The sequence below is a fragment of the Mycobacterium sp. 134 genome (assembly GCF_048282715.1).
Taxonomy (GTDB): domain Bacteria; phylum Actinomycetota; class Actinomycetes; order Mycobacteriales; family Mycobacteriaceae; genus Mycobacterium; species Mycobacterium septicum.
In genome coordinates, this window is the sequence record NZ_JBLVUN010000008.1 from 3,452,650 (window position 1) to 3,476,267 (window position 23,618).

Here is a 23,618-nt window from a genome sequence, read left to right on the forward strand (position 1 = left end):
CCGACCTTCGGGGCCGGGCCACCGTGCCATCGATTCGAGTAAGGTCCGTTGATGTGTGGATCACCGTGCTTGGCCTTGCCATCGCGGTGAACTTCGAGCCGATCCGCCTCGGTCTGATCACCCTGGCGCTCGGCAGACCGAGGCCCGCGCTGCAACTGATGGCATTCCTGTCCGGCAGCTTCCTCATGAGCGTCACGGCGGGCCTGATCGTGTTGTTCGTGGTGCGTCCCGCGATGCTGGGGGCGCCGCAGTTCAGCACCGCGAAGGTGCAGATCGCGTTCGGCGTGCTCGCGGTGCTCGCGGCGGCCGTGTTGGCGAGCAAGGTGTCGCTCGGCCAGTTCTCCCGCACTCCCGATTCCGCAGGCGAGCCGCGGCTTCCGGGCCAGACCCGGACTGTCGCGTTCGTGACCTCCAGGGTCAAGAGCCTGGTGGGTGGAAGCTCACCCTGGTTCTCGGGAGCGATGGGTTTGGCGATCGCCTTGCCCTCCATCGACTATCTGGCCCTGCTGGTCCTGATCGCCACGTCCGGAGCCACACCGTCGCTCCAGCTGGGCTTGCTCGTCACCTTCGTCGCGGTCGCCAATACCGTCGTGGCCATTCCCATCGCCAGTTTCCTGGTGGCGCCCGCCGCGACCCGTGCCCGGTTGGAGGCCATGCGAGCCTGGGTCCACACCCGCACCCGGCGGGACGTCGCGTTGATCCTGACGCTGGCCGGAACGGCGCTTGTCGCCCTTGGTGCGGCGGGGCTGTGAACATCCGAAACCACTATGATCGAGAGACATTCCAATCGAGGGAGCACTCGGTGAATTTCCCGCACAGGCTGCTGAGAGCGGCCGGGGTCGCCACGGTCGGCGCTGCCATGTACGCACTCGGGTGCGGCGTCGCACACGCCGACCCCGTCGATCCGCAGGCGATCGAGAACGCCGCGAACGGCGACGCCCAGAACGACGCACCGATGCTGCAGTGCCCGACGTGTACCCCGGAAGTGCAGCAGGTGCTGGCACAGGTCGGTCCGATTCCGGAACCGGGTCCGTGGCCGTCCGACCTGCCGGCTCCGGTCCAGGTGAGCGTGCCGGTGTCGGTCGGCCCGCCGGGGCTTCCCCTGCCTGCGCTGCCCGGGTTGGGCCTGCCGGGGCCTCAACTGCCGTCTCCGCAGGACCTACCGCCACCTCCGCCGCCGCCCGGATTGCCGCCTCCCCCGCCCCCGCCGGGATTGCCACCGCCGCCGTGGCCGTTCGGGTAGCCGGTACGAACGGCTACCTCACAACGACTACCTCGTGGAGCCACCGCCGGGAGCCAGGCCCAGCGGAATCAGCATGAATCCGAGGGCCACGAAGGGAAACAGCCGGACTGCGCGTTTCGGCGGCGTCTCGTCGATCTCAGGTCGCCCGTTCGCATACAGGACGTAGACCACCACCACGTCGAACGCGACGACGAGAAGCCAGCGGGTCCAGTCGACACCGGTGATGAACAACGGCACCGTCAACAACGCACCGGCGGCAGGCAGGGCGTACCTACCGTTCAGCTCGCCGACGAAGCTGCGCAGGGATACCCCGGAGAAGTAACTCACTGCCCGCAACGTCAGGGCGACGCCCACGACGCCCAACACGAACGATCCGACCAGCGCGGGCAGTCCGACCGCGGCCACCTCTCTGATCCCGTCGGTGACGGTGTGATCGAAGGTGGACAGGTACCAGCCGCACACCCAGTCGTGGTAATCCGCGTCGCTGTGCACGGCACCGGTGAAGTAGGCGATCAAGTCCGGGAAGGACTTGATCGACGCGAACGGCGTCTCGATCATCCGGTGCGGGACCGTGCTGCACACCTTGCCGCTGACATCGTGGTTCGCGAAGGCCGCCACGATCAGTGCGACGATCAGACCCGGTCCGATCGCCAGGGCGGCGCCGAGGCGTTGCGCTGACGCGGCCAGTCCGCGGCCGAGGACCAGGATCGCCAGGATCGCGCCCAACCCGAACTCCAGCGCCATGCCCTCGTGCATCAGGGCGAGCACCGCGATGGCAGCCCCGAACAGCCCACAGCACAACACCATTGACCGTGCCCTGGAGACCGCCGTGAGCGCCAGGCACAGGATGATGAGGGCTACCGCCCCGAAGAGATCAGGGCGGGCCGAGTACACCGCGTACGGGATTCCGAACGGCAGCACGGCCAGCAGCAACGCCACCATGATGCGGCGTTCGGAACGGCGCTTCCCGAGCAGCTTGTACGCGAGCGCGGCGAGGCCGAGCACGTACACCGCCGTCGAGATCCACCGCATGAGGTAGGCGTTGGTGAAAAACCCGGCGTCAGAAACATTTCCGACGATCTCCCCGGCGAGACCGCGCCGGGTGAAGCCGAAGCGGTAGTCGACGACGTAGTACGAGATCAGGTAGTGGTCGATCGGAACGACCGACACCGCGATGTAGACGATGGCCAGCGTCCAGGCAGCTATCAGCAGCGCGACGCCGGCGTAGACGGCAACCCGGCCGCGACCCAGGCCCGACGGCGAGAGCAGTGGACGTCGAACCCGTCGCTCAGATACCGACCCGACCACTAGCTGACGGGCACCTTCGCATCGACGCGGCTGAAGCTGCCTTCCCGGTACTTCTGCACACACGCCGAGCGCCTGGTCTTGCCGCTCGTGGTGATGGGAATCGAGCCCGGGGAAACCAGCACCACATCGGCGACTGCCACCCCGTGTGCCGTGGACACCACCGAGGCGACTTCGCCTTTCACGGTCCGGTGGTGCTCGGCGACGGCATCGGCGTCATCGCCCTTGTTCTTGACCTCTGCGACCACCACCAGCGTTTCCGTCGCATCGTCGGGCACGGCGACAGCAGCCACCCGCCCACGGGTGATCACCTGCACCGACGCTTCGATGTCGTCGGGGTAGAGGTTGCGTCCACGGATGATCAGCAGATCCTTCATGCGGCCGATGATGAACAGCTCACCCTCGGACACGAACCCCAGATCTCCTGTGCGCAACCATTTTTCGGTCGGCACATCGGCAGGCGCATCGACGAGGCTGCCGCCGAAGGTCTGCTCGGTCTCGTCCGGCTTGTTCCAGTATCCGGCGGAGACGTTCTCGCCGTGCACCCAGATCTCGCCGATCGCGCCCGCCGGGCAGTCGGTGCGCAGCTCGGGCTCCACGATCCGCACCAGCGGCGAATCCGGCGTGCCGTAACTGATCAAAGCCGTTCCGTTGGCACACCGTTCGGCGTGTCCGGCCGATAGTTTCTCCGGCTCGAACTGCGCCACCAGCGGAGGCTGCCCCGGCGATCTCGTCGCCACGTACAGCGTCGCCTCGGCGAGACCGTAGGAGGGGCGGATCACCGCCGCGCGGAGGTTGAAGCGCGCGAAGCGATCCGCGAAGCGGCGCACCGTCACGTCGTGCACACGCTCGGCACCGCTCATGATGCTCAGGACATTGCCGAAATCGCACCCGGCCAGGTCCTCATCGCTGGTGCGGGCAGCTGCCAGGTCGAAGGCGAAATTGGGAGCCGCGGTGAGCGCGTGCGGGCGGGTACCCACCTGCTGCAGCCACCGTGCGGGCCGCGCCAGGAACGACAGCGGGCTCATCACGACGGTCCGCCAGCCACCGAGGATCGGTGCGCACACCCCCAGCAGCAACCCCATGTCGTGATAGAAGGGCAGCCACGACACCACGGTGCTGTCGGCGGGCGGTACGCGGTCGTAGTCCGAGTAGAAGCCGCCCATCATCTGTTCGAAATTGGCCGTCAGATTGCGGTTCGACACCATGACGCCCGCAGGGGTCCGGGTGGAGCCCGACGTGTACTGGAGATAGGCGGTTTCGGGCAGGGTCTCGCGTTTGAGGCGCCCGCCGCTGCGCGCATCCAGGTCGAGGGCGTCCACCTCGACCACGGTGGGAGCGACACCACCGGAGTCGGACTGCGCGTAAGGCGCGACATCGCCGGCCACCGCGGACGTGGTGAGCAGCACGGTCGGCGCTGCATCGCGCAGCACCGCGCTCACCCGTTCGTCGTGCGCCCCGGCCATCGGCGTCGACAGCGGGACCGCGATCAGACCCGCCTCCATCGCCCCGAGGAAGGCCACGATGTACTCCAGGCTCTGCGGAGCCAGGATCAGGGCGCGGTCCCCCACCGACGCATGCTCGCGGAGCACCACGGCGAGGTTCTTCACCCGGCGGTACATCTGCGCCCAGGTCAGCGTCTCCTCGACGCCGTCCCAGCTGTGGTCGTAGTCGATGTAGGTAAACGCAGGTTCGTTCGGCTGCACACTTGCGCGCTCCCGCAGCACGGCAGTCAGAGAAGATGCGATCACGTGAAATACCTTTCGTGCTCGACGGACTGCGTTCGCAGACCTGTCGATGTGGTGATATCCAGACCGCGACGGCACGTCACGGGGATTGGTCCGGCGGCCATCAGATGACCGTCCCGGTGAGGTCGAATTCCCCCAGAACCTGTGTGGCAACGGCGCGGAGCCAGGCCTTCGTGTTTTCGGCACCGGGCTGGTAGCCGACGACGGAGATCGAGATCTTCGTACCGAGCCGGCCGGACACCAGGACCAGATGTCCTCCGGCGCGGTTGATGTCGCGTTCAATGACACCCTGGTCGACACCGCGCATCACCACGTATTCCGCGTCGGTGCCGTCGACCCTGCTGAATGCCGGGTCCAACTCCCCCATGTTCGAGCAGGACACCGGCAGGCCGGCCGCGCCGACGAAGGCATCCGACAACCGGGTCATCGCCCGTTTCGGGACGAACGGAATCAACGGCAGGAACGTCGCGGTCTCGTCCGGCGTGTCGCGCCGATCGGCGATCGCGGCCCTGATCGATGACCGCGCGGATGACAGATCGGAGGTCACCACGCTGGGATCCACACCGACGTTGCCTATCGTCATCGCGTTGGCACGGGTGTCGTCGAGGCCACGGTCACTCAACGCGAGCAGCAGATTGACCGCGCCGTCCTCACCGCCCCGCCGTTCCATGTGCGCACCGAGCCTTGCGGCGAAACCGGCCAGCATCGAGTACGTGTTTCCGCCAAGTGATTTCGCGCGTGCGTCCCACTGCTCGACATCGATGAACAGCGATATCGCCGGTACGGTCACCACCCGTTCGCTTCCGGCCGCACCGATGCTCTCGGCGGTGGAAGCCGGCGACGCCAGCTCATCCCGGCGCCGGATGATCAACCTCGCAGCGGCCCCGACGGTGCGGAACACTTCTGGCAGGTCGCGTGCGGTCGCTGCGACATCCCGGCGGGCGGCGCGCAGCCAGGCTCGAGCGGTCTTCGAACGGGCCTGCGGATAGCCGAAGTTCAGGGATTCCCCCTTGGCCGCGAATATCACCGAGACGATGCCCGCGACACCGTCGGCCATGCAATGCGACGCCACGAGGCTGATCGCCGTCGAACCGTCCGTCATCGGCAGGACGGCGAGTCGCCACCCGGGCCCTCGCTCGGGGTCGATCGGCCGGGCGGCCTGCTCGTCGGTCCAATCGCTCAGCCCGGCCCGGGGTCTCGGCTCGGATTCGACGTCCATGGCGAGTTCTGTGCCGGGTGCGGAGATCCACCGGTGCCGGCCGAAGGGCAGCGGCGACCGCTCCACCAACCGACCGGCGAAGGTCCCGCCCAGATGGTGGTGGAACTGTCGCAGGGCGTCGAGGTCCACCGGGTGTTCGTAGATCCACAGACACTGCATGAGTTGCGCACGGTTGCCCGCCCGCATGGCATCGAACATCGCCTGGTCCAGATAGACCAGCCGATTGTCTTTTCCCGTACCGGTATTCGCTTTGCGCATCGGTCAGCCCTCAGCCTGGCGAATGCCGGTCAATCCGAACTCACCCAACACGTGTGTGACATGCTCACGCAGGCTCTGCTTGGTGTTCACCGCGCCCGGCTCGTAACCAACGACCGTGATGGAAATCTGGCCACCGATGCGGCCCGACGCCACAGTCAGCAGCCCACGCCGCTGTTCGAGCAATTTTCGTGGGATCCTTCCGTTGACACCTCGCAGCAACAGATACGCGCAATCGTTGCCGTCAGCGCGGCCCAGAGCCGGGTCGAGATCGCCGAGATTCGTGCAGGACACCGGTAGGTCGGCAAAGCCGAACAACACGTCGGCGCCGCGTTTCACGGCGACCTTGGGCACGAACGGGATCAGCGGGAGCAGTTCCAGCGACTCGTCGGGTTCGTCCCGGCGCTTCTTGAAGCCCGCCCTGATCGCTGCACGTGCACCGGACAGGTCGGTCGTCACCGGCGCCGGATTCACCGCGATGCTGTCCAGGGAGACCGCGTTGGCACGCGTGTCGTCCTCGGCGCGGTCCGCGATGGGAATCAGCAGACTGACGGCACCGTCGTCGGCGCGCTGTCGCCCCAGACGCGCGCCGAGCCTCGCCGCGAACCCGGCCAGCAGCGAATGCGAATTCCCCTGCAATTCCTCCGCGCGGCGATCCCATTCGTCGAGATCGACGAACACCGATATGGCCGGCACCTGTACCTCGGCGTCGGGATCACCTACGTAGGACAACTGTGGTGGCGGGGCCGACCGGCTGATGTCGTTGCGACGTTGGTACGCCAGCCGAACCGTCTTCGCCACCGTCCGGGCGACCTCTGGCAGGCTCCGAAATGTCTCGCGGGCATCGGATTTCAGCGCACGCGACCTCGTGCGGGATTGCGGCACCGGATATCCGAGCTCCCGCCGGATGCCCTTCATGGCGTCCGTGATCGTGAGCACGGCACCCATGCCGTCGGTGAGGCAATGGGATATCTCGAGGCTGATCGCGGTGGATCCGTCGGTCATCGGCAGCAACCCGAGGCGCCAGCCGGGACCGGTCTCCGGGTCGATCGGCAGACCCGCCCGCTCGTCGGCCCAGTCCGTGAGTTCGGTTCGCGGCCGGGCGGACTGTTCGATGTCCAACGGTGCCGCCGGGCCGGTGGCGGCGACCCAACGATGCCGCCCGAACGGCAGCGGCGAGGTCTCGATGCGCCGTCCGAACAGCCCGAACCCGAGATTCTCGTGCAGCTTTCGCACCGCTTCGAGATCTACAGGGCGCTCGTACACCCACACCAGCTGCGCCATGGATTCTTCGCCCGTCGCGCGCAGCGCCAAGAACATGGCCTGGTCGGTGTAGTCGAGTCGGTTGTCCGGGTGCATCGCCGAATCAGGCGATGAGGGGTCGATGTTCGCACCTCGCGAGCCGTGCAGCACTGCCACTGATCGAACCTCCTGCCCCACCGATCAACTCACCGTCGAGCTCAACGCTGCGAGTGCAGGCAGCGGGGCGCTCGAGACGGTGCCCACACGTCCGGCCACGACGTCGAGGTATTCGGCCTTCATCGCCTCGACGTACCGCAGTGCCGATTCACGAGCGACGGCATTGTTGGGGTAGGCGACCGTAACAGTGGTTCCCTTGCCCAGCCGGTTCACCCACATCCCGACCTGGTGCGCGTCACCGGCATCGGCGAAGACACGACCGTTGAGCTGATTCCACTCCGCGATGATCGCGGGCGACAGCGGCGGGAGCCCGGCATCGAGGTACGACAGCATCGGAACGCCGGAGGTGGGTTTCCGCACGCCGGCATCGGCGCCGAGTTCCAGCACGCGCTCGAACGGCACATTCGCCAGATCGATACGGGAGTCGAACGATTCCTGCGCCGCCCGGGCAATGGCACCGAACGACGATCCCGCCACCGGCACGCTGATCGGGACCAGTCCGGTGAACCATCCGGTGGTCATGTACTCGGCCGGCGTTCTGCGGGTGGTCGTGGGGGTGATCACGTGGTACGTCCCCGCACCGGTGATCTTGTGGTCGGCCATTGCGGCGCAGGCGAAGACGCCACCGCTGAACCGGGTTCCCTCTGCAGCGCACACGGTTTCGAAACGCTCGGTCTGATCGTCGTCGAGCAGTTGCACTGTCAGCAGCGCTCCACCACAGGCCTCCGCATTCTCGCCGAGGGGCAGCGGGAACTTCGGCAAGGTGCCGGAATTCTGCCCGGCGAAATCGATCCACCCCCGCACCTCGGGCGAATCCACCGTGAGTCCGGTGGTGTACTCATGCTGACGGATGCAGTAATCGTGATAGCTGCCCGCCTCCGGCAGCTGCAGTGGTGCGCCGCCGCCGACCAGAGCCGCGTACATCATGTGGATCTCGACGAACAGGGCACCCATGAACATCGCGTCCGCGTGGACGTGATCGACGCTCAGGTAGAACGTGAAGTGGTCCGACCGCTGGATGATCCCGAAGCGAAAGCAGTCCCACTGCAGCGGATCCGGCGTGGCGAGCAGATGCGCGCGCCAATCCTCCGCGGCCATCTCTGCGAGATTCTTCGGAGCGAACCGGATATCTCGGGCGTTGGCCAGCGTGCGGCGGACGAAACCGCCGGCACCGTCATCCTCGAACCGGCTGTGGAACGTGTCGTGGCGCCTCAAGTAGGCGTTGATGACATGTGACATCGCGCGGATGTCGCACTGCCCCGCGATGTTCCACGACGGAATGTTCAACCGCGCCATGTTGCGGCCCTTGGCGGCGTGATCGCGGTATGCGTGCAGATGCTGCGCCTGCTGATAGCTGACCGGGACACTGCTGATCGGGGCCTCGGCGACTTTGGCGAGCGTCGCAGCCGAGGGCTCCCACGAGACAACCGTGCCCGGCGCGTCGACCCAGTCGTGGATTGCTTCGAAGGCGACCATGTGTCTCCCAGCCCTACTTCCGGATCATCGTGACGGTGTCGAAGCAGTTGCTTCGTCGGCCAACGTTTCGGTCAGGCTCTCGGCGAGGGCCCGAATGGTGGTGATGCCCATCGGGCTGATCCGGATACCTGTCTCGGTTTCGATCCGGGTACGCAGCTCGAGGTTGCCGAGGGAATCCAGCCCGTACTCCGACAACGGCCGGTCGGGATCGACCGATCGCCGCAGAATCAGGCTGATCGCATCCGAGATCAGCCTGCGCAGCCGTGCCGCCCATTCTTCTGTTGGGATCGACCGCAATTCGGCGAGGAACTGGCTACCGCCCGCGCGCCCCTTGTCGAGGTTGCGGAACGCTTCGGCGAAAGGCCGGGTCTGCGCGAACGACGCCAACCACGGCGCGCCCGCCACCGGCGCATACCCGGTGTGAGTGCGGTCGTGCCGGAGCAGGGAGTCGAACGCGTAGGCACCGTCTTCGGGCTGGATCGCCATGGCCTCGTCCTGCGCCAGGTTCTGCCCCTGACCGATCTCGGACCAGGCTCCCCACGCGATCGCAGTCGCAGGCAGCCCCTGGGCTTTGCGCCAGTGGGCGAAAGCGTCCAGCCAGCTGTTGGCCGACGCGTAGGCCCCCTGGCCGGGCGAGCCGACCAGGGCCGCCGCCGAGGAGAACGAGCAGAACCAGTCCAGCGGCTGATCCGTCGTCGACTCGTGAAGGTTCCAGGCGCCCCGGACCTTCGGCGCCCAGTCACGCTCGATGAGCTCATCGGTGATCGAGCTCAGTGTCGCGTCCTCGACCACGGCGGCCGCGTGCAGAACACCGCGCAGCGGAAGGCCGGATGCCGTCGCCGCTGCCACCAGCCGCCGGGCAGTGGCCGGGTCGGCGATATCACCGCGCTCCACCTCGACCTCGACGCCGTGCGACCGAATCCGCCGCAGCGCCGACTGTGCCGCCGGCCCGGGTGCCGATCGCCCGTTGAGAACGATGCGGCCGCAACCTGCTTCGGCCATCTTCTCGGCAAGGAACAGCCCGAGGCCGCTCAGACCGCCGGTGACGATGTAGGAACCGTCGGCGCGGAAGGTCTTGACTTCCGACGGAGGAACGACCGCGGGGTCCTGACCACTGCGCGGCACATCCAGCACCAGCTTTCCGGTGTGCTCGGCGGCACCCATCACGCGGATTGCCGTTGCGCCGTCGGTCAGCGGGTAGTGCGTGGTTTCGGGTGCAGGCAGGACACCGTCAGCGATGCGCTGGTAGATCGTCGTCAGCAGGTCGCGCACGGTGTTGGGATCGGTGAGCGTCAACAACGCCAGGTCCACTGCGTAGAAGGCCAGGTTGCGCCGGAACGGGAACAGCCCCAACCGGGTGTCTCCGTAGATGTCACGCTTGCCGATCTCGACGAAGCGCCCGCCGAACGACAGCAGTTCCAGTCCGGCCCGCTGCGCGGCACCCGGCAGTGAGTTGAGCACGATGTCAACGCCGTAGCCATCGGTGTCGCGGCGGATCTGGTCCGCGAAATCGATGCTGCGCGAGTCATACACATGAGTGATGCCCATGCCGCGCAACAACTCTCGCCGATGCGGGCTTCCTGCGGTGGCGAAGATCTCGGCACCCGCCGCACGCGCGAGCGCGATCGCGGCCTGACCCACTCCACCGGTGGCGGAGTGGATCAGAACCTTGTCACGCGAGGACATTCTGGCCAGGTTGTGCAGGCCGTACCACGCCGTGGCGTGCGCACTGGGCACCGCGGCGGCCTGGCCGGCGGTCAAGGACGGCGGCAGGGCGACAGCGAGGTTGGCGTCGCAGGTGATGTAGGTGGCCCATGCTCCGTTGGTGGAGATTCCGGCCACGAGGTCACCCACCTCATGCTCGGTCACGCCAGGTCCGACCGCCACGACCTCACCGGCGTAATCGGCACCGAGCTGCGGCATGCGCCCCTCGAAACTGGGGTACCGGCCCAGTGCCACGAGGACATCGGCGAAGTTGAGGTTCGATGCGCGCACCGCGACCTCGATCTGCCCGGGTCCCGGCTCCACCCGATCGACGGCGGCCAGTTCCAGCGACTGCAGGTCGCCGGGGGTACGGATCTGCAGTCGGACCCCGTCGCGCTGGTGGTCCACCACGGTCGACCGGAAATCGTCCGAACCCAACGGGCTGAGATTGAGGCGCCCCGCGTAGAAAACCCCGTCACGCCAAGCTGTCTCGTCCTCTTCGGATCCCGCCAGAACCTGGGCGGCCACGTGCTCGGCATCCGTGTGGCCGTCGAGGTCGATCATCGTCGGATGCAGATGCGGGTGCTCGACCCCGATCACCCTGATCAGGCCGCGCAACCCGGCCTGGGCGAGGTTCGCCACATCACCCTCGGCCACTGACTGTGCGTTCCGGGTCAGCAGATAGAGCCGGGGCGCACCAGACGCTTCGGGCAACAGGCGGGCGATGTGCACCAGCCGACGAACCTCGTCGGCGCCCTGCGACACCACGGCCGAGTCGGACGCGGCGGCCGGCTCGCCACCGGCGAATACCACGACGGCCCCGATGTTTTCGTTTTCCAGGTGCGCTTCCAGCGCGGCTCGGGCAGCGGCATCGTCGATGCCGCTCGGCCAGGCCATCTGAATGGCGGTGACGCCGTGCGATGTCAGCGCCGCCACGAGGCCGTCGGACTGCGGGTCGCCCGGCTCGGTCGTCCCGATCACCAACACCGATCGGCTGCCGAAGTCGCCGGCCTTCGGCAGGCTCGGCTGGATCCAGTCCACCGTGAGCAGCCGGTTGTTGAGCGTGTGATCGCGTTGGGAGGCTCCCGCGTGCGAGCCGAGTCGCAGGCCGTCGATCGTGACGAGTACGGCTCCGTGCTCGTCGAGGATCTCCAGATCCGCCTCCACCAGCGCCTCGCCGACCTTCCTGACCTGCGCAACGCAGTAGTGCGCCTGGCGGGTGGCGGCGTGCACGCGAATCCTGCGTACGCCCAGCGGCAGCAGCAACGCCCCGGTCGAGTCGTCACCGATCGTCGGATGCACAGCAACCGACTGGAAGCATGCGTCGAGAAGCGCGGGGTGCACGGAGTATGCGGACTGCTGCGAGCGAAGTGCCGGAGGCAGTGCGACTTCGGCGAGGACAGAACCTCCGGGTCCGGTTCCCGCCGAGACCAGGCCTGCGAATGCCGGCCCGTACTGGATGCCGTGCACCGCAAACGATTCCCGCAGTTCGGCACCGTCCGTGCGGTCGGCGTGGGTAGCCAGCAGCACAGTGATGTCGCGACTCTGCGGCACGGACCCGTCGCCGGCCTGCAGTCGCGCGGATGCCCGGCGGACCCGTTCACCGTCGCGCGTGGTCTCGATCCCGAATTCGGCAACACCGTCGGTGAGCACGGCCGCCACGGTCGACACGACGGTCTGGTCGTCGAGCAGGAGCAGGTCATGGAACGCGAGGTCGGTCACCTCGGCGCCCGCACCGAGAACGCCCGCGGCGGCGGTCAACGCCATCTCGCAGTACGCCGCGCCGGGCAGGGCCGCCACGTCGTGCACCCGGTGGTCGTCGAGCCAGGGCTGTCCCGCGGTGCCGACGTCCGCCTGCCAGACATGGCGTTCCTGGTCCTCGGGCAGCAGGATGTGCGCGCCGAGCAGCGGATGCACCGCGACGCTGTGGCCACCGTGGCCCAGCTGGTCCTGCCCTCCCCGGGCCAGCATCAGGGTGCGGTGGGTCCAGGCCGGCAACGGCGCCTCGACCAGGCGGCCGTCGGGATACAGCGCCGAGAAATCGACTGCCGCACCAGAATCGTGAAGGTTACCCACGAAACCGCGCAGCCCCGAAGGCATCTCCTGTTCGCGCCGCATGCTCGCCAGGACCGCGGTCGACATGTCCAGGCTGCGGGCCGTCTGCTCGACGGCAAGGGTCAGCAGCGGGTGCGGCGACAGTTCACCGAACACCCGGTAGCCGTCTTCGAGCGCGGCCTGCACCGCCGCGGCGAACCGCACGGTGTATCGCAGGTTGTCGGCCCAGTAATCCGCGTCCCACATGGGTTCTTCGCGCGGGTCATACAGGGTGGACGAGTAGTACGGAACCGTCGGCTCCATGGGGGAAAGATCAGCCAACTCGTCGGCCAGCTCATCGAGGATCGGGTCGACCTGGGGCGAATGCGAGGCGACCTCGACGGCCACCTCGCGGGCCAGCAGGCCCCGCTTCTCCCAGCCTGCCACCAGGTTTCGGATCGACTCGGTTGCGCCGCCGACCACCGTCGACTGCGGCGAGGCCACCACCGACAGCACGACGTCGCCGACACCCTGAGCCGCGAGTTCGGAAAGCACCTGCGCCGCAGGAAGTTCCACCGAAGCCATCGCACCGGATCCGGCAATGCGCGCCATCAACCGCGACCGGCGGCAGATCAGCTTCACGCCGTCCTCGACCGACAGTGCACCCGCAACGACAGCCGCGGCGGCCTCCCCCATCGAATGGCCGATCACCGCGCCCGGGTTCACCCCGTAGGCCTTCATCGTGGCTGCCAGCGCGACCTGCATCGCGAAGACCGTCGGCTGTACCCGGTCCATCCCGGTCACGACCTCGGAAGCCGACATCGCCTCGGTCACCGAGAACCCGGACTCACGGGCGATGAGCGGCTCGAGTTCGGCCACGGTCGCTGCGAAGACGGGTTCGGCGGCCAACAGGGAGGCGCCCATCCCGGCCCATTGCGATCCATGCCCCGAGAACACCCAGACCGGTCCACGGCCACCGGCTGCAACCGCGGGCTGGTACGGCGCATCGCCGTCGGCCACCTCGCGAAGGGCCTTGACGAGTTCTTCCGAGCTGCCTGCCAGCACGGAGGTCCGGACGTCGCGGTGTCCGCGGCGACGGGCGAGCGTATAGCCGAGATCGGTGAGTTCGCCGGCACCCGCCTGAGCGGCTACCCAGTCGGCCAGGCCTCCCGCGGTCTGCCTGAGCGCCTCGGCCGAGCTCGAGGAGATGGTGAACAGCTTGGGGCCGTCGGCCGGCGCCGGTTCCGCGTCCCCGCCCTCGACGGTGACGGCGGGCGAGTACGCCGGCGCCTGTTCGACGACCGCGTGGACGTTGGTTCCGGAAAGGCCGTACGACGACACGGCCGCTCGGCGCGGATGCCCCGCGAGCGCCGGCCACGGCACATTCGCCTGGGGCACGAACAGGTTGGTGTCGATCGCAGCCATCTGGTCGGGCAGCCGATTGAAATGCAGGCTCTGCGGAACGACCGCCTCCTGCAGGGCCAGCACGGCCTTGATCAGGCTGACGGTGCCCGAGGCCGACTGGGTGTGGCCGAAGTTGGTTTTCGCCGAGCCGAGCGCGCACGGGCCGTCGGTGCCGTAGACGTGGGCCAGTCCGGCGTACTCGATCGGATCGCCGACCGGCGTACCGGTCCCGTGTGCTTCAACCATCCCGATCGTGGCGGGATCAGTGGCCGCCGCGGCCAGCGCCGCCTGGTACACGGCCACCTGCGCATCGCGCGACGGCGTGGCGATGTTGACGGTGCGCCCGTCCTGGTTGGCTGCGGTACCACGGATCACCGCGAGAACCCGATCACCGTCCCGCACCGCATCCGGGAGTCGCTTCAGCAGCACCATGCCGACGGCTTCGCCCGAGACGAAGCCGTCCGCGTCCGCATCGAATGCGTGGCAGCGACCTGTCGGGGACAGCATTCCCTGCGCGGAACCTGATGACATCTTGCGTGGCTCCAGGACGACGTTGACTCCGCCGGCCAGCGCGAGGTCACTCTCACCGTCGTGGAGGCTGCGGCACGCGTTGTGCACGGCGAGCAGCCCCGACGAGCATGCGGAATCCACGGTGTAGGCGGGCCCGGTCGCGCCGAGCGCGTACGCGATACGTCCGGACGCCATGCTGAAATTGCTTCCGGTGAAGCCGTACGGCCCGTCCAGGGCCTGGGCGTCGGCGGCCACCAATTGGTAGTCGGCGCCGGTCATGCCGACGAAGACGCCGGTCAGCGATCCTGCGAGAGAAGCCGGGTCGATACCGCCGTGCTCAAGGGCCTCCCAGGAGGTCTCGAGCAACAGACGCTGCTGGGGATCCAGCGCAATCGCCTCGCGCTCGCCGATCCCGAAGAAGTCGGCGTCGAAACCACCGATGTCGTCGAGGAATCCACCCCACTTCGACACCGACCGGCCGGCGACCCCGGCTTCGGGGTCGTAGAACTCCTCGGCGTCCCAGCGGTCGAGCGGAACTTCGGTGACCAGGTCGTCGCCCCGTAACAATGCATCCCACAACTTGGCAGGCGAGTCGATCCCGTTGGGTAGCCGGCATGCCATGCCGATTACGGCAATCGGGGTCACTGGAGTCTCGGCCAAGTGGGCTCAACCTCTCTCGGTTCGATCGATGAGCAAAGCTCCGATCAACGTACTTAGGACGTGGAAAAGAAAGTGCGCTACGTCGCCATCGACGCACGGTACCGAATCCCCGTATCCGGTTCGAGTCGTTGCCAACGCGGGTCCGTAGCCTAGCGCGTGGCCCAACCTAGATGTTGGAAACATCCGATCGCAAAAACGATCGCATGTTCGCTGGACGAACCTCATATTCAAAACTGGCAGTGGCAGTCGTTTTCCTCAGCGAGACCCCGGGAAGCCCAACCACTTAGCCAGAAAACACCCGAATACACTTGTGGCCCAACACACTTCATCGAATCCCGCGATATCTCCGACGGGCCACAGAAATTATTCCGCTAACTAGCGTCGCGCTAATACCGCGCACTGAAACACCTTTTCGCGGGTTGTCCACGAATCGATACACGTGTTCAAATGACCGCTCCCAGTTAATTCATAGGAAGCCTTCAATTAGTTAGCTGGCAACCGGCACGCAAACTACCGAAACCGTAGTTGAACCGAATTCACGTTCCGCTTACACGGGCTCTGATAATGGTACGATTATGTACCCGATAAGCCCATCAGCTAATGGGTTTAATTGACACCGCAACTGTCGCTTGCCAGGGTGATGGGACCACCTGATTGCCAGGGGGATGGGACCACCGTGGCGCGTTATCGAGGATGCTCGTCGGGCCCTTCTGGGTCAAGCTGGCCGGGTCGAGTGCGTTGGCGGTAGGACGGTCCTTCGATGACCAGGGTGTGGGCTGCAGCGGTCAGTCTGTCGATGGCTGATTGGGCGAGCAGGGTGTCGGCGGTCATGGTCAACCATTCGGCGGGTTCGCGGTTGGACGTCACGATGGTGGTCTTGGTTTGGTGGCGTTCGACGACGATTTCGTAGAAGTCGCTGGTTTCGGTGGCGTCGAGGGGCCGCAGCGCGAAGTCGTCGATGATCAGGACGTCCACGGCTGCCAGCCGTCGGATCTCGGCGTCGACGGTGTGGTCGAGTCGAGCGGCACGCAGCCGGGTGAACAGTTTGTCGGATCGGGCGAACAGGACACTATGGCGGCGGCGAATAGCCAAGTGCCCCAGCGCTGTTGCCAGATGCGTCTTGCCTACTCCGACGGGTCCGAGGATGATCGCGGACTGGCCGGCGTCGAGGAATCGCAACGCGGTCAGGTCGCCGAGCAGGGTGCGGTCATAGCGCAGGTCCTGTTGTGCGGTCCAGGAGTCGAAACGCATCGTGGGGTCGAGGCCGGCTTTGGCCGCCCGCAGGGCAGCTGAACGGGATTCGCGCCGGGAGACCTCGTCGGCGAGCAGTGTTTCCAGGAATCCAATGTGGCTGAGCTTGTGCTGGCGGGCCAGTGCGGCCCGTTCGGGCAGGGTGTCGGCCAGGGCGCCGAGTTTGAGCGCTTTGAGCAGTCGGAGCAGGTCTGCGCCGACCGGGTCTGCGGCCACGCGGTTTGTGGTGGTCATGTCAGCAGGTCCCCTCGGAGTCGGCACTAGCAACGACACTCAATGATGTTGAGGTGGTGTTGAATTCAGAGGGATCTCGGGAGAACCGGGTAGCGGTGTGGCCGACGGCCAGCGGCAGCGCCGGAATCGTGTTCTCGGTGGCGCGTTCGAGCATCGAGGCGATCTTGTTGACCGAGACGACATCGAGGTCCAGCGCCATCGAACAGGCCTGCTCGACGCGTTGCGCGCCGTATCGGCGCACCAGGCCCTGGAGTCGGTAGACGGTGCGCATCCGCGTCCATGGCAGCGGATCGTCGAGGATGCGTTCGGCGTAGATCCCGACGTTGGGGCCGTGCGCGGCGCAGGTGGCGATCAGTGTCGTCAAGTCCCGCATCGCGTAAACGGCCTTGTGTTCGGGCAGATCGGCGCGGTCGGTGCTGCGGCCACCTGCAGACTGGCGGGGATGGACTTTGACCAGCACACCGCGGTGATAGAACTTCACCAGCTCACTATCGGCGCGCACGTCCAACGCGGTGCCGATCCACTGCTCGGGCAGCGAGTAGAGGGCTTTGGCGACTTCGGCGTGGAAGTCGCGGTGCACCTTTACGGTCTTGAACATCGGCACGTCGTAAGCGCCCGGCACCGGAAGCAGTAGGGCCTGTTCTTCGGTGGTGAACACCTCCACTGGCCGTGCACACGTGCTGCCGTGGATACGGGTCCCGGCAGTACGAAGACACCACGCGGTGACAGCCTGCTGTGCCTGCTCAATACTGGTGAATGTTTCACCGTCCCAGAAGTTTCGGCGCACGTACTGCACCGCACGTTCCACCCGCGGTTTGTCTTTCGGGGAACGCACCCGGGCCGGGTCGGTAAGGAACCCGACATGGCCGGCGTAGTCGAGCCAGCCCGCGGTGAATCGGGGGTTGACCGCATCAGCAGCGGCGATCACCGGCTTGAGGTTGTCTGGGATCAGCACCGTGAACACCCCGCCAAAGAACTCCCACGCCGCCTGGCAGCCGGCGATCACCGCCGCCAGGGTCTGTGAGTAGGACAGCCACACGAACATGTGCCGGGAGTAGACGGCAGTGAAGATCAACGCGTGCACCTTGCGACGCCGCCCATCGGTGGCGTCGGTCAGCATCCCCAGGTAGCCGAAATCGATCTGGCATTCCACCCCGGGATCCCCGTCAGCGACCCGCACCGTGGTGTCCTTGCGGCCGAAACCGCAACGCTCACCGGCGAATCGGTTCAACGTTCGATACGGCACCACGCACCCCTGACGGGCCAGCAACGTCTGGATCTTGGTGATCGTCAACGGCCGCGCCTGACCATCGCCGGCCACCCACGCGGTGATCTGGTCCTCAAACCCCAGCAGCTGTTCCCACGCTGCGCCGTGGCCATCGGGGCGTACTGGGCGCACCGCGTCGGCGACAGCCCCGATCAACCCGTCATCGACAGCCTCGACGCCGTCGCTACGGCGCAGACCAGCCGCTTGCGCGGCCTCGACGTAGCGGCGCACCGTTTTGCGGTCCACGCCGCAATGCGCGGCGATCGTGCGGTACCCCGGTGCCGGTAGCCCCGCGACCCCCAGCCACACCCGCAGCACTTCCCTGATCTCGTTCACACTGACCTCCCGAAAAGCCATGCCCGCCGCCTCCGTGACTTGGACCATCACGGCGATCAAACGAACAGATGAAGAGACCACCGACGCGACGCGCCGGTGGTCCCATAACTGGCAATCCAGGTGGTCCCATCACCCTGGCAAAATCAGCTCACACTGGTCCCATCCTCCTGGCAGACGACAGCAACGTATCCACCAGCGCAGATCGTCCAGATCGGCCATTCGCTCGCTACCCCACCGGGCGCCGATGCGCCCATCGGGGCCCCGGACCGCGGTGCGCTGAGACTCAGCGCACGCCACCCGCGAATGCGTGAGCAAGCCCACTGCATGGATTGAAAGCAAACCAACCAGGGTTAACGGCGGAGAAGCGCTGCATGTCCGGTAGTGGTGTCCCACAACTGGGACATTATGTGATGTATATCACTGCAGCTAGGAGCGGTGCGACCGCGTTCGTGGGCCCGCTGCGACCCACCGCAACGAATAAAACCGACCTGACGGCATTCGTCAGATCGGCTTTATGTCGGGTGAGCGACCAACTACCCCGCGGCGGGCCTGGGTACCCCGTGCGGCGACGCACCGAGATCCGGTACGGCCACGTATCCCCGCTCGCGGGCGCGGGCGGCGTCCTTCCGGATCAGAGCGTTCAGACCGACGAAGGCGGCCATGTCGAGCACCATCGGCGTCAACAGCCGGTTGTGGACGAAGCCGATCGCCAGCCCGCTGGCCGGGTCCGCCCAGCCGACCGACCCACCGAGCCCCACGTGCCCGAATCCGGGCATCACCCCGAACGGGACCGAGTGATATCCGAGGTGGAAGCCGAGTGGCACCCCCAGATTGTGGTCCGGACGCAATCCGGGCGGACCGGTCAGCCCGGCCACGGTGCGCTCGGACAGGTATTCGGCGCCGTTGAAGCGGCCCCGGTTGGCGATCGCGCCGTACATCCTGGCCAGGCCTCGGGCAGTTGCCACGCCGTTGACCGCAGGCGCCTCGGAGTCCAGGAACGGAGTCTCGCCCTGAACCAGCGACATCACGCCGGGGAAGTACATCGAGCCGAAGGCCCGGGAGAAGTTCAGCGCAGCGACCCTCGGCGCAACGAAGTCAAAGATCTGGTTGGGCCAATGCCGTTGCGGCAGAAGGATTTGCGCGGCCCGGGTGGGAGACCCAACCGGTGGGCGCCCCAGGTGAAGGCCGTCCGTCCCCAGCGGTTCGGCCAACTCGGCACGGAACAGCTCACGCATGCTCCGCCCGGTCACCGCACGAGCCAGACCTGACAACAACCAGCCGTAGGTCAGGGCGTGGTAAGCCGGCTTGCCGAACAGAATCGAGTTGACCGGCGCGGCGGCAACCCGGCCCTCCATCACCAGGTGATCCAGCAGATCGGCTTTGCTGACGCCATTGAGCTGAGACAGCCCGGCCTCGTGCGCCATCACCTGCCGCACCGTGATCGCGGATTTGCCGCTGGCCGCGAATTCAGGCCAGTACGCGCTCACCGGGCTGTCGTATTCGATCAGACCGCGGTCGACGAGGCGATGGATGACGGTCGAGGCCATCCCCTTTGTCGCGGAGAACACCATGGCGCCGGTATCGGCCGTCCAATGTTGTGTACCTTCACGATCCGAGTAGCCGGTCCAGACATCGACGACCGGCACCCCGTCCTGCAGAATCACCAGCGCCCCGCCGCCGTACTTCCGGCCTGGGAACAATTTCGAGAACCCGCGGACCGTACAGGAGAAGTTCCTGTCCGCCGCGCCTTGGACGCCGTGTGGGAGCGCCTCGTCGCGCACCCCGTTGTGATCGGTCACACACTCGAATTTACCTGGACCCCCGGCAAATTCCACAAGCGTTACCTACCTGTTAGCCGGAGATCGGCCCCCAGATCACTGGCTCGGCTTGTCGTCCACCTTGAAGTCGATGTTGACGTTGTCGGACTCGACGGTTTTGACCGTAGCCGTAACGCCGTACTTGGTGCCGTCCTTGGCTGTCAGCACACAACGCTGGGTCGCCCCCACCTTGCCGGCGATGCCGTCTTCGCAGGTCACAGACTTGGCCTTGCGCTTGGCCGCGGCTTCCAGCTTCTCCTTTGCCAGAGCCTGCAGCTTGGTCTTGGCCACGGTGGGTTGTGCCCCGGTCGACCCGCCGCCCCCACACCCGGTCAACACCACACCGCCGACCAACGCAGCGCCCACGAGCACACGCAGTTTCGCCTTCACGTCCCTCATCTCCGGCTCAGCCCAGCCTTTCGCTTCCGTGTCGCTTGCAACAGCGTAAGTGCGGCAGACGTCCCGTCAGTCGGCAGCGTCGAGAATCTCCTGGGCCGCCAGCGCCGGGGTCAGTTCGCCCTCGCGCACCCGGCGTTCCACCTCGTCGCGGATCTCGCGCACCCCAGGATGCGACATCACCCGGTCCAGCACCGTGTCGCGCACCATCGACCAGGTCCAGTCCACCTGCTGCGCCCGGCGCCTGGCTTCGAACTCGCCCGCCTCGGTGAGCACCTCGCGGTGCTTGATCACTGTCTCCCACAGCTCGGCAAGCCCGTGACCTTCGATCGCGCTCATCGTGAGAACCGGTGGCCGCCACAGTGTTTCGCGGGGATAGATCAGACGGATGGCTCCGGTCAGTTCGCGGGCGGCCGCCTTGGCCTCGATCGCGTGCTCACCGTCGGCCTTGTTGACGACGATGACATCGGCCAACTCCAGGACACCCTTCTTGATGCCCTGCAACTGGTCGCCCGTGCGGGCCAGGGTGAGAAAGACGAATGTGTCGACCATGTTCGACACCGTGACCTCGGACTGCCCCACCCCGACGGTCTCAACCAGGATGACGTCGTAGCCCGCCGCCTCCAGCAGCACGATGGTCTCCCGGGTGGCCTTCGCCACCCCGCCGAGCGTCCCTGAGGTCGGCGACGGCCGGATGTAGGCATCCGGATGGACCGCCAGGCGGGCCATCCGGGTCTTGTCGCCCAGGATCGAGCCGCCGGTCCGGGTCGACGACGGGTCGACAGCCAGGACCGCGACCCGGTGACCTGCCTCGATCAGGTACATGCCGAGGGCTTCGATCGTCGTCGACTTGCCGACCCCCGGCACCCCGGTGATACCGACATGTTGGGCTTTGCCGGCGTCCGGCATGAGCTCTAGCAGCAACTGCTGGGCCTGGTCACGATGATCGGCCCGGGTGGACTCGACCATCGTGATGGCCCGTGCCAGCGCGGCGCGGTCGCCGTTGCGGACGGCCGCCGCCAGTTCGCGAACTGAGTTCATATCCCGGGTCGCTCCGCTCCTGCCCTCCGAACGGAAGCCACTACTCGCCCAGCTGGTACCCGAGCCGGTCTGCCAGCTTCTGCAGCAGGCCGATGGCGGCGTCGGCGATCACGGTGCCCGGCGGGAAGATCGCGGTCGCCCCGGCCTCGTACAGCTCGTCGAAATCCCCGGGCGGGATGACCCCGCCGACGACGATCATGATGTCCGGGCGACCCACCTCGGCCAGCGCGTCACGCAGCGCCGGCACCAAGGTGAGATGCCCCGCCGCCAGCGAGGACACCCCGACCACATGCACGTCGTTGTCGGCGGCCTGCCGGGCCACCTCCTCCGGGGTGGAGAACAGCGAGCCCACGTCGACGTCGAAGCCGATGTCGGCGAATGCCGTCGCGATCACCTTCTGGCCACGGTCGTGACCGTCCTGGCCCATCTTGGCCACCAGGATGCGGGGCCGACGGCCGTCGGCCTCGGCGAACTTGTTCACCAGCTCCGTCGCGGTAGCGATGTTGCTGCCCTTTCCAACCTCGTCGCGGTAGACGCCCGAAATCGTACGGATCTCGGCCTGGTGGCGCCCGTACACCTTCTCCAGCGCGTCGGAGATCTCGCCGAGGGTGGCCTTGGCCCGGGCCGCATTGATGGCCAGGGCCAGCAGGTTGTTGCCCAGACCGTCTTCGCCGGCGGACCCGATGGCCTCGGCCGCACGGGTCAGCTCTGCCAGAGCGGCCTGCGTCGCCGACTCGTCCCGGTCGGCTCGAAGCTGCTGCAGCTTGGCCAGCTGCTCGGCCCGCACCCGGCTGTTCTCGACCTTGAGGACCTCGATCTCCTGGTCCTCTTCCACCTGGTACTTGTTGACGCCGATCAGCGGCTGGGCGCCGGAGTCGATACGCGCCTGGGTGCGGGCGGCCGCCTCCTCGATACGCAGCTTCGGAATCCCGTCGCTGATCGCCTGCGCCATGCCGCCGTGCTCGTTCACCTCGTGGATGTGGGCACGTGCCTTCTCGGCCAGCTGATGCGTCAGCCACTCGACGTAGTAGGAACCGCCCCACGGGTCGATCGGCCGGGTGGTTCCCGACTCCTGCTGCAGCAGGAGCTGGGTGTTGCGGGCGATCCGGGCGGAGAAATCGGTAGGCAGCGCCAGGGCCTCGTCCAGGGCGTTGGTGTGCAGCGACTGGGTGTGCCCCTGCGTGGCCGCCATCGCCTCGATACAGGTTCTGGCGACGTTGTTGAACACGTCCTGTGCGGTCAGCGACCAGCCCGAGGTCTGTGAGTGGGTGCGCAGTGACAACGACTTGTCACTCTTGGGATCGAACTGGGCCACCAACTCGCTCCACAGCAGGCGGCCGGCCCGAAGCTTGGCCACCTCCATGAAGAAGTTCATGCCGATGCCCCAGAAGAAGCTCAGCCGCGGTGCGAACTTGTCGATGTCCAGTCCGGCATCCAGGCCGGCCTTGATGTACTCGACACCGTCGGCGAGCGTGTAGGCGAGCTCCAGATCCGCTGTGGCACCGGCCTCTTGGATGTGGTAACCCGAGATCGAGATCGAGTTGAACTTCGGCATCTTGGCGCTGGTGTAGGCGAAGATGTCCGAGATGATCCGCATCGACGGCTTGGGCGGATAGATGTAGGTGTTGCGGACCATGAACTCTTTGAGGATGTCGTTCTGGATGGTCCCGGCCAGCTTCTCCGGCGGCACCCCCTGCTCCTCGGCGGCGACGACGTAGAGCGCCAGGATCGGCAGCACCGCGCCGTTCATCGTCATCGAGACCGACACGGTCGACAGGTCGATGCCGTCGAACAACTGGCGCATGTCGAGGATGGAATCGATGGCCACACCGGCCATTCCGACGTCACCCTGCACGCGCGGATGGTCCGAGTCGTACCCGCGGTGGGTGGCCAGGTCGAAGGCCACCGACAGACCCTTCTGGCCGGCGGCCAGGTTGCGGCGGTAGAACGCGTTGGACTCGGCGGCCGTCGAGAACCCGGCGTACTGCCGGATGGTCCACGGCTGGTTCACGTACATCGTCGGGTACGGCCCGCGCACGAAAGGCGGTGCGCCCGGGAAACTGTCGAGCGGATAGCCGGCCTCGGCCGCCTCGTCGCGGTCGGCAGCGATGTACACCGGCTTGACGTCGATGCCCTCCGGCGTCGCCCAGGTCAACTGCTCGGGCGCGTAGCCGTGCGCGGCGGCGGCGGCCGCGACATGCTCCTGCACCGCGTCGGGGGTGACGGACCGAGCCGGCTCGTCACCGCGCAGTGGTACGTCGGCGAAACTACGGATCTCTGATCCAGTTGTGGCAGTCAT

General features: G+C 66.7%; 14 protein-coding genes. 2 read left to right on the forward strand and 12 right to left on the reverse strand.

Translation table 11 applies throughout. The features are described from left to right. The first annotated feature begins 53 nt into the window (after window positions 1-53). Window positions 54-752 (forward strand): GAP family protein, encoded by a 699-nt coding sequence (locus ACNQVK_RS21240; protein ID WP_418031080.1) that lies wholly within the window; start codon window positions 54-56, stop codon window positions 750-752. A 50-nt stretch (window positions 753-802) separates the two neighbouring features. Continuing rightward, window positions 803-1,243 carry a hypothetical protein gene (locus ACNQVK_RS21245; RefSeq protein WP_418031081.1) on the forward strand — a complete coding sequence of 147 codons (441 nt, stop codon included), beginning with the start codon at window positions 803-805 and terminating at the stop codon, window positions 1,241-1,243. Between the two features lie 27 nt (window positions 1,244-1,270). Here the strand turns inward: ACNQVK_RS21245 and ACNQVK_RS21250 are convergent, their stop codons facing one another. From ACNQVK_RS21250 to scpA, 12 genes are all read right to left on the reverse strand, one after another. After that, complete coding sequence (locus tag ACNQVK_RS21250) at window positions 1,271-2,551, reverse strand: hypothetical protein (RefSeq protein ID WP_418031082.1); 1,281 nt, start codon at window positions 2,549-2,551, stop codon at window positions 1,271-1,273. Beyond that, window positions 2,551-4,299: an AMP-binding protein gene (locus tag ACNQVK_RS21255; protein WP_418031083.1), complete on the reverse strand. Its 1,749-nt coding sequence runs from the start codon at window positions 4,297-4,299 to the stop codon at window positions 2,551-2,553. Before ACNQVK_RS21255 ends, ACNQVK_RS21250 begins: the two co-directional genes overlap by 1 nt. Window positions 4,300-4,399: 100 nt before the next feature. Next, entirely contained in the window at window positions 4,400-5,773 is a 1,374-nt protein-coding gene (locus ACNQVK_RS21260) for a hypothetical protein (RefSeq protein ID WP_418031084.1), read from the reverse strand. A gap of 3 nt (window positions 5,774-5,776) precedes the next feature. Further along, complete coding sequence (locus tag ACNQVK_RS21265; protein WP_418031085.1) at window positions 5,777-7,189, reverse strand: hypothetical protein; 1,413 nt, start codon at window positions 7,187-7,189, stop codon at window positions 5,777-5,779. Window positions 7,190-7,213: 24 nt separating this feature from the next. Next, on the reverse strand, window positions 7,214-8,665 hold the full coding sequence (locus tag ACNQVK_RS21270) for a condensation domain-containing protein (RefSeq protein ID WP_418031086.1): 1,452 nt from the start codon (window positions 8,663-8,665) through the stop codon (window positions 7,214-7,216). A gap of 24 nt (window positions 8,666-8,689) precedes the next feature. Beyond that, window positions 8,690-14,977: a sulfolipid-1 biosynthesis phthioceranic/hydroxyphthioceranic acid synthase gene (gene pks2, locus ACNQVK_RS21275; RefSeq protein WP_418031087.1), complete on the reverse strand. Its 6,288-nt coding sequence runs from the start codon at window positions 14,975-14,977 to the stop codon at window positions 8,690-8,692. A gap of 684 nt (window positions 14,978-15,661) precedes the next feature. After that, window positions 15,662-16,462, reverse strand: a complete 801-nt coding sequence (gene istB, locus ACNQVK_RS21280) for an IS21-like element helper ATPase IstB (RefSeq protein ID WP_055110181.1) — start codon at window positions 16,460-16,462, stop codon at window positions 15,662-15,664. Between the two features lies 1 nt (window position 16,463). Further along, a complete protein-coding gene (istA, locus tag ACNQVK_RS21285; RefSeq protein ID WP_055111511.1) occupies window positions 16,464-18,086 on the reverse strand; it encodes an IS21 family transposase in 1,623 nt (540 codons plus the stop codon). Between the two features lie 512 nt (window positions 18,087-18,598). Beyond that, window positions 18,599-19,864 carry a serine hydrolase domain-containing protein gene (locus ACNQVK_RS21290; RefSeq protein ID WP_418031088.1) on the reverse strand — a complete coding sequence of 422 codons (1,266 nt, stop codon included), beginning with the start codon at window positions 19,862-19,864 and terminating at the stop codon, window positions 18,599-18,601. A gap of 75 nt (window positions 19,865-19,939) precedes the next feature. Continuing rightward, window positions 19,940-20,281 (reverse strand): DUF4333 domain-containing protein, encoded by a 342-nt coding sequence (locus tag ACNQVK_RS21295; protein WP_418031089.1) that lies wholly within the window; start codon window positions 20,279-20,281, stop codon window positions 19,940-19,942. A gap of 66 nt (window positions 20,282-20,347) precedes the next feature. Next, entirely contained in the window at window positions 20,348-21,319 is a 972-nt protein-coding gene (meaB, locus tag ACNQVK_RS21300) for a methylmalonyl Co-A mutase-associated GTPase MeaB (RefSeq protein ID WP_418031090.1), read from the reverse strand. A 40-nt stretch (window positions 21,320-21,359) separates the two neighbouring features. Then, window positions 21,360-23,618: a methylmalonyl-CoA mutase gene (gene scpA, locus ACNQVK_RS21305; protein WP_418031091.1), complete on the reverse strand. Its 2,259-nt coding sequence runs from the start codon at window positions 23,616-23,618 to the stop codon at window positions 21,360-21,362.

What these genes read in the sequence shown, in the direction of transcription:
- ACNQVK_RS21260 (WP_418031084.1), bottom strand. Translation starts at nt 5,773, where the DNA reads ATGCGCAAAGCGAATACCGGTACGGGAAAAGACAATCGGCTGGTCTAT.
- ACNQVK_RS21270 (WP_418031086.1), bottom strand. Translation starts at nt 8,665, where the DNA reads ATGGTCGCCTTCGAAGCAATCCACGACTGGGTCGACGCGCCGGGCACG.
- istB (WP_055110181.1), bottom strand. Translation starts at nt 16,462, where the DNA reads ATGACCACCACAAACCGCGTGGCCGCAGACCCGGTCGGCGCAGACCTG.
- istA (WP_055111511.1), bottom strand. Translation starts at nt 18,086, where the DNA reads ATGGCTTTTCGGGAGGTCAGTGTGAACGAGATCAGGGAAGTGCTGCGG.
- ACNQVK_RS21295 (WP_418031089.1), bottom strand. Translation starts at nt 20,281, where the DNA reads ATGAGGGACGTGAAGGCGAAACTGCGTGTGCTCGTGGGCGCTGCGTTG.
- meaB (WP_418031090.1), bottom strand. Translation starts at nt 21,319, where the DNA reads ATGAACTCAGTTCGCGAACTGGCGGCGGCCGTCCGCAACGGCGACCGC.
- scpA (WP_418031091.1), bottom strand. Translation starts at nt 23,618, where the DNA reads ATGACTGCCACAACTGGATCAGAGATCCGTAGTTTCGCCGACGTACCA.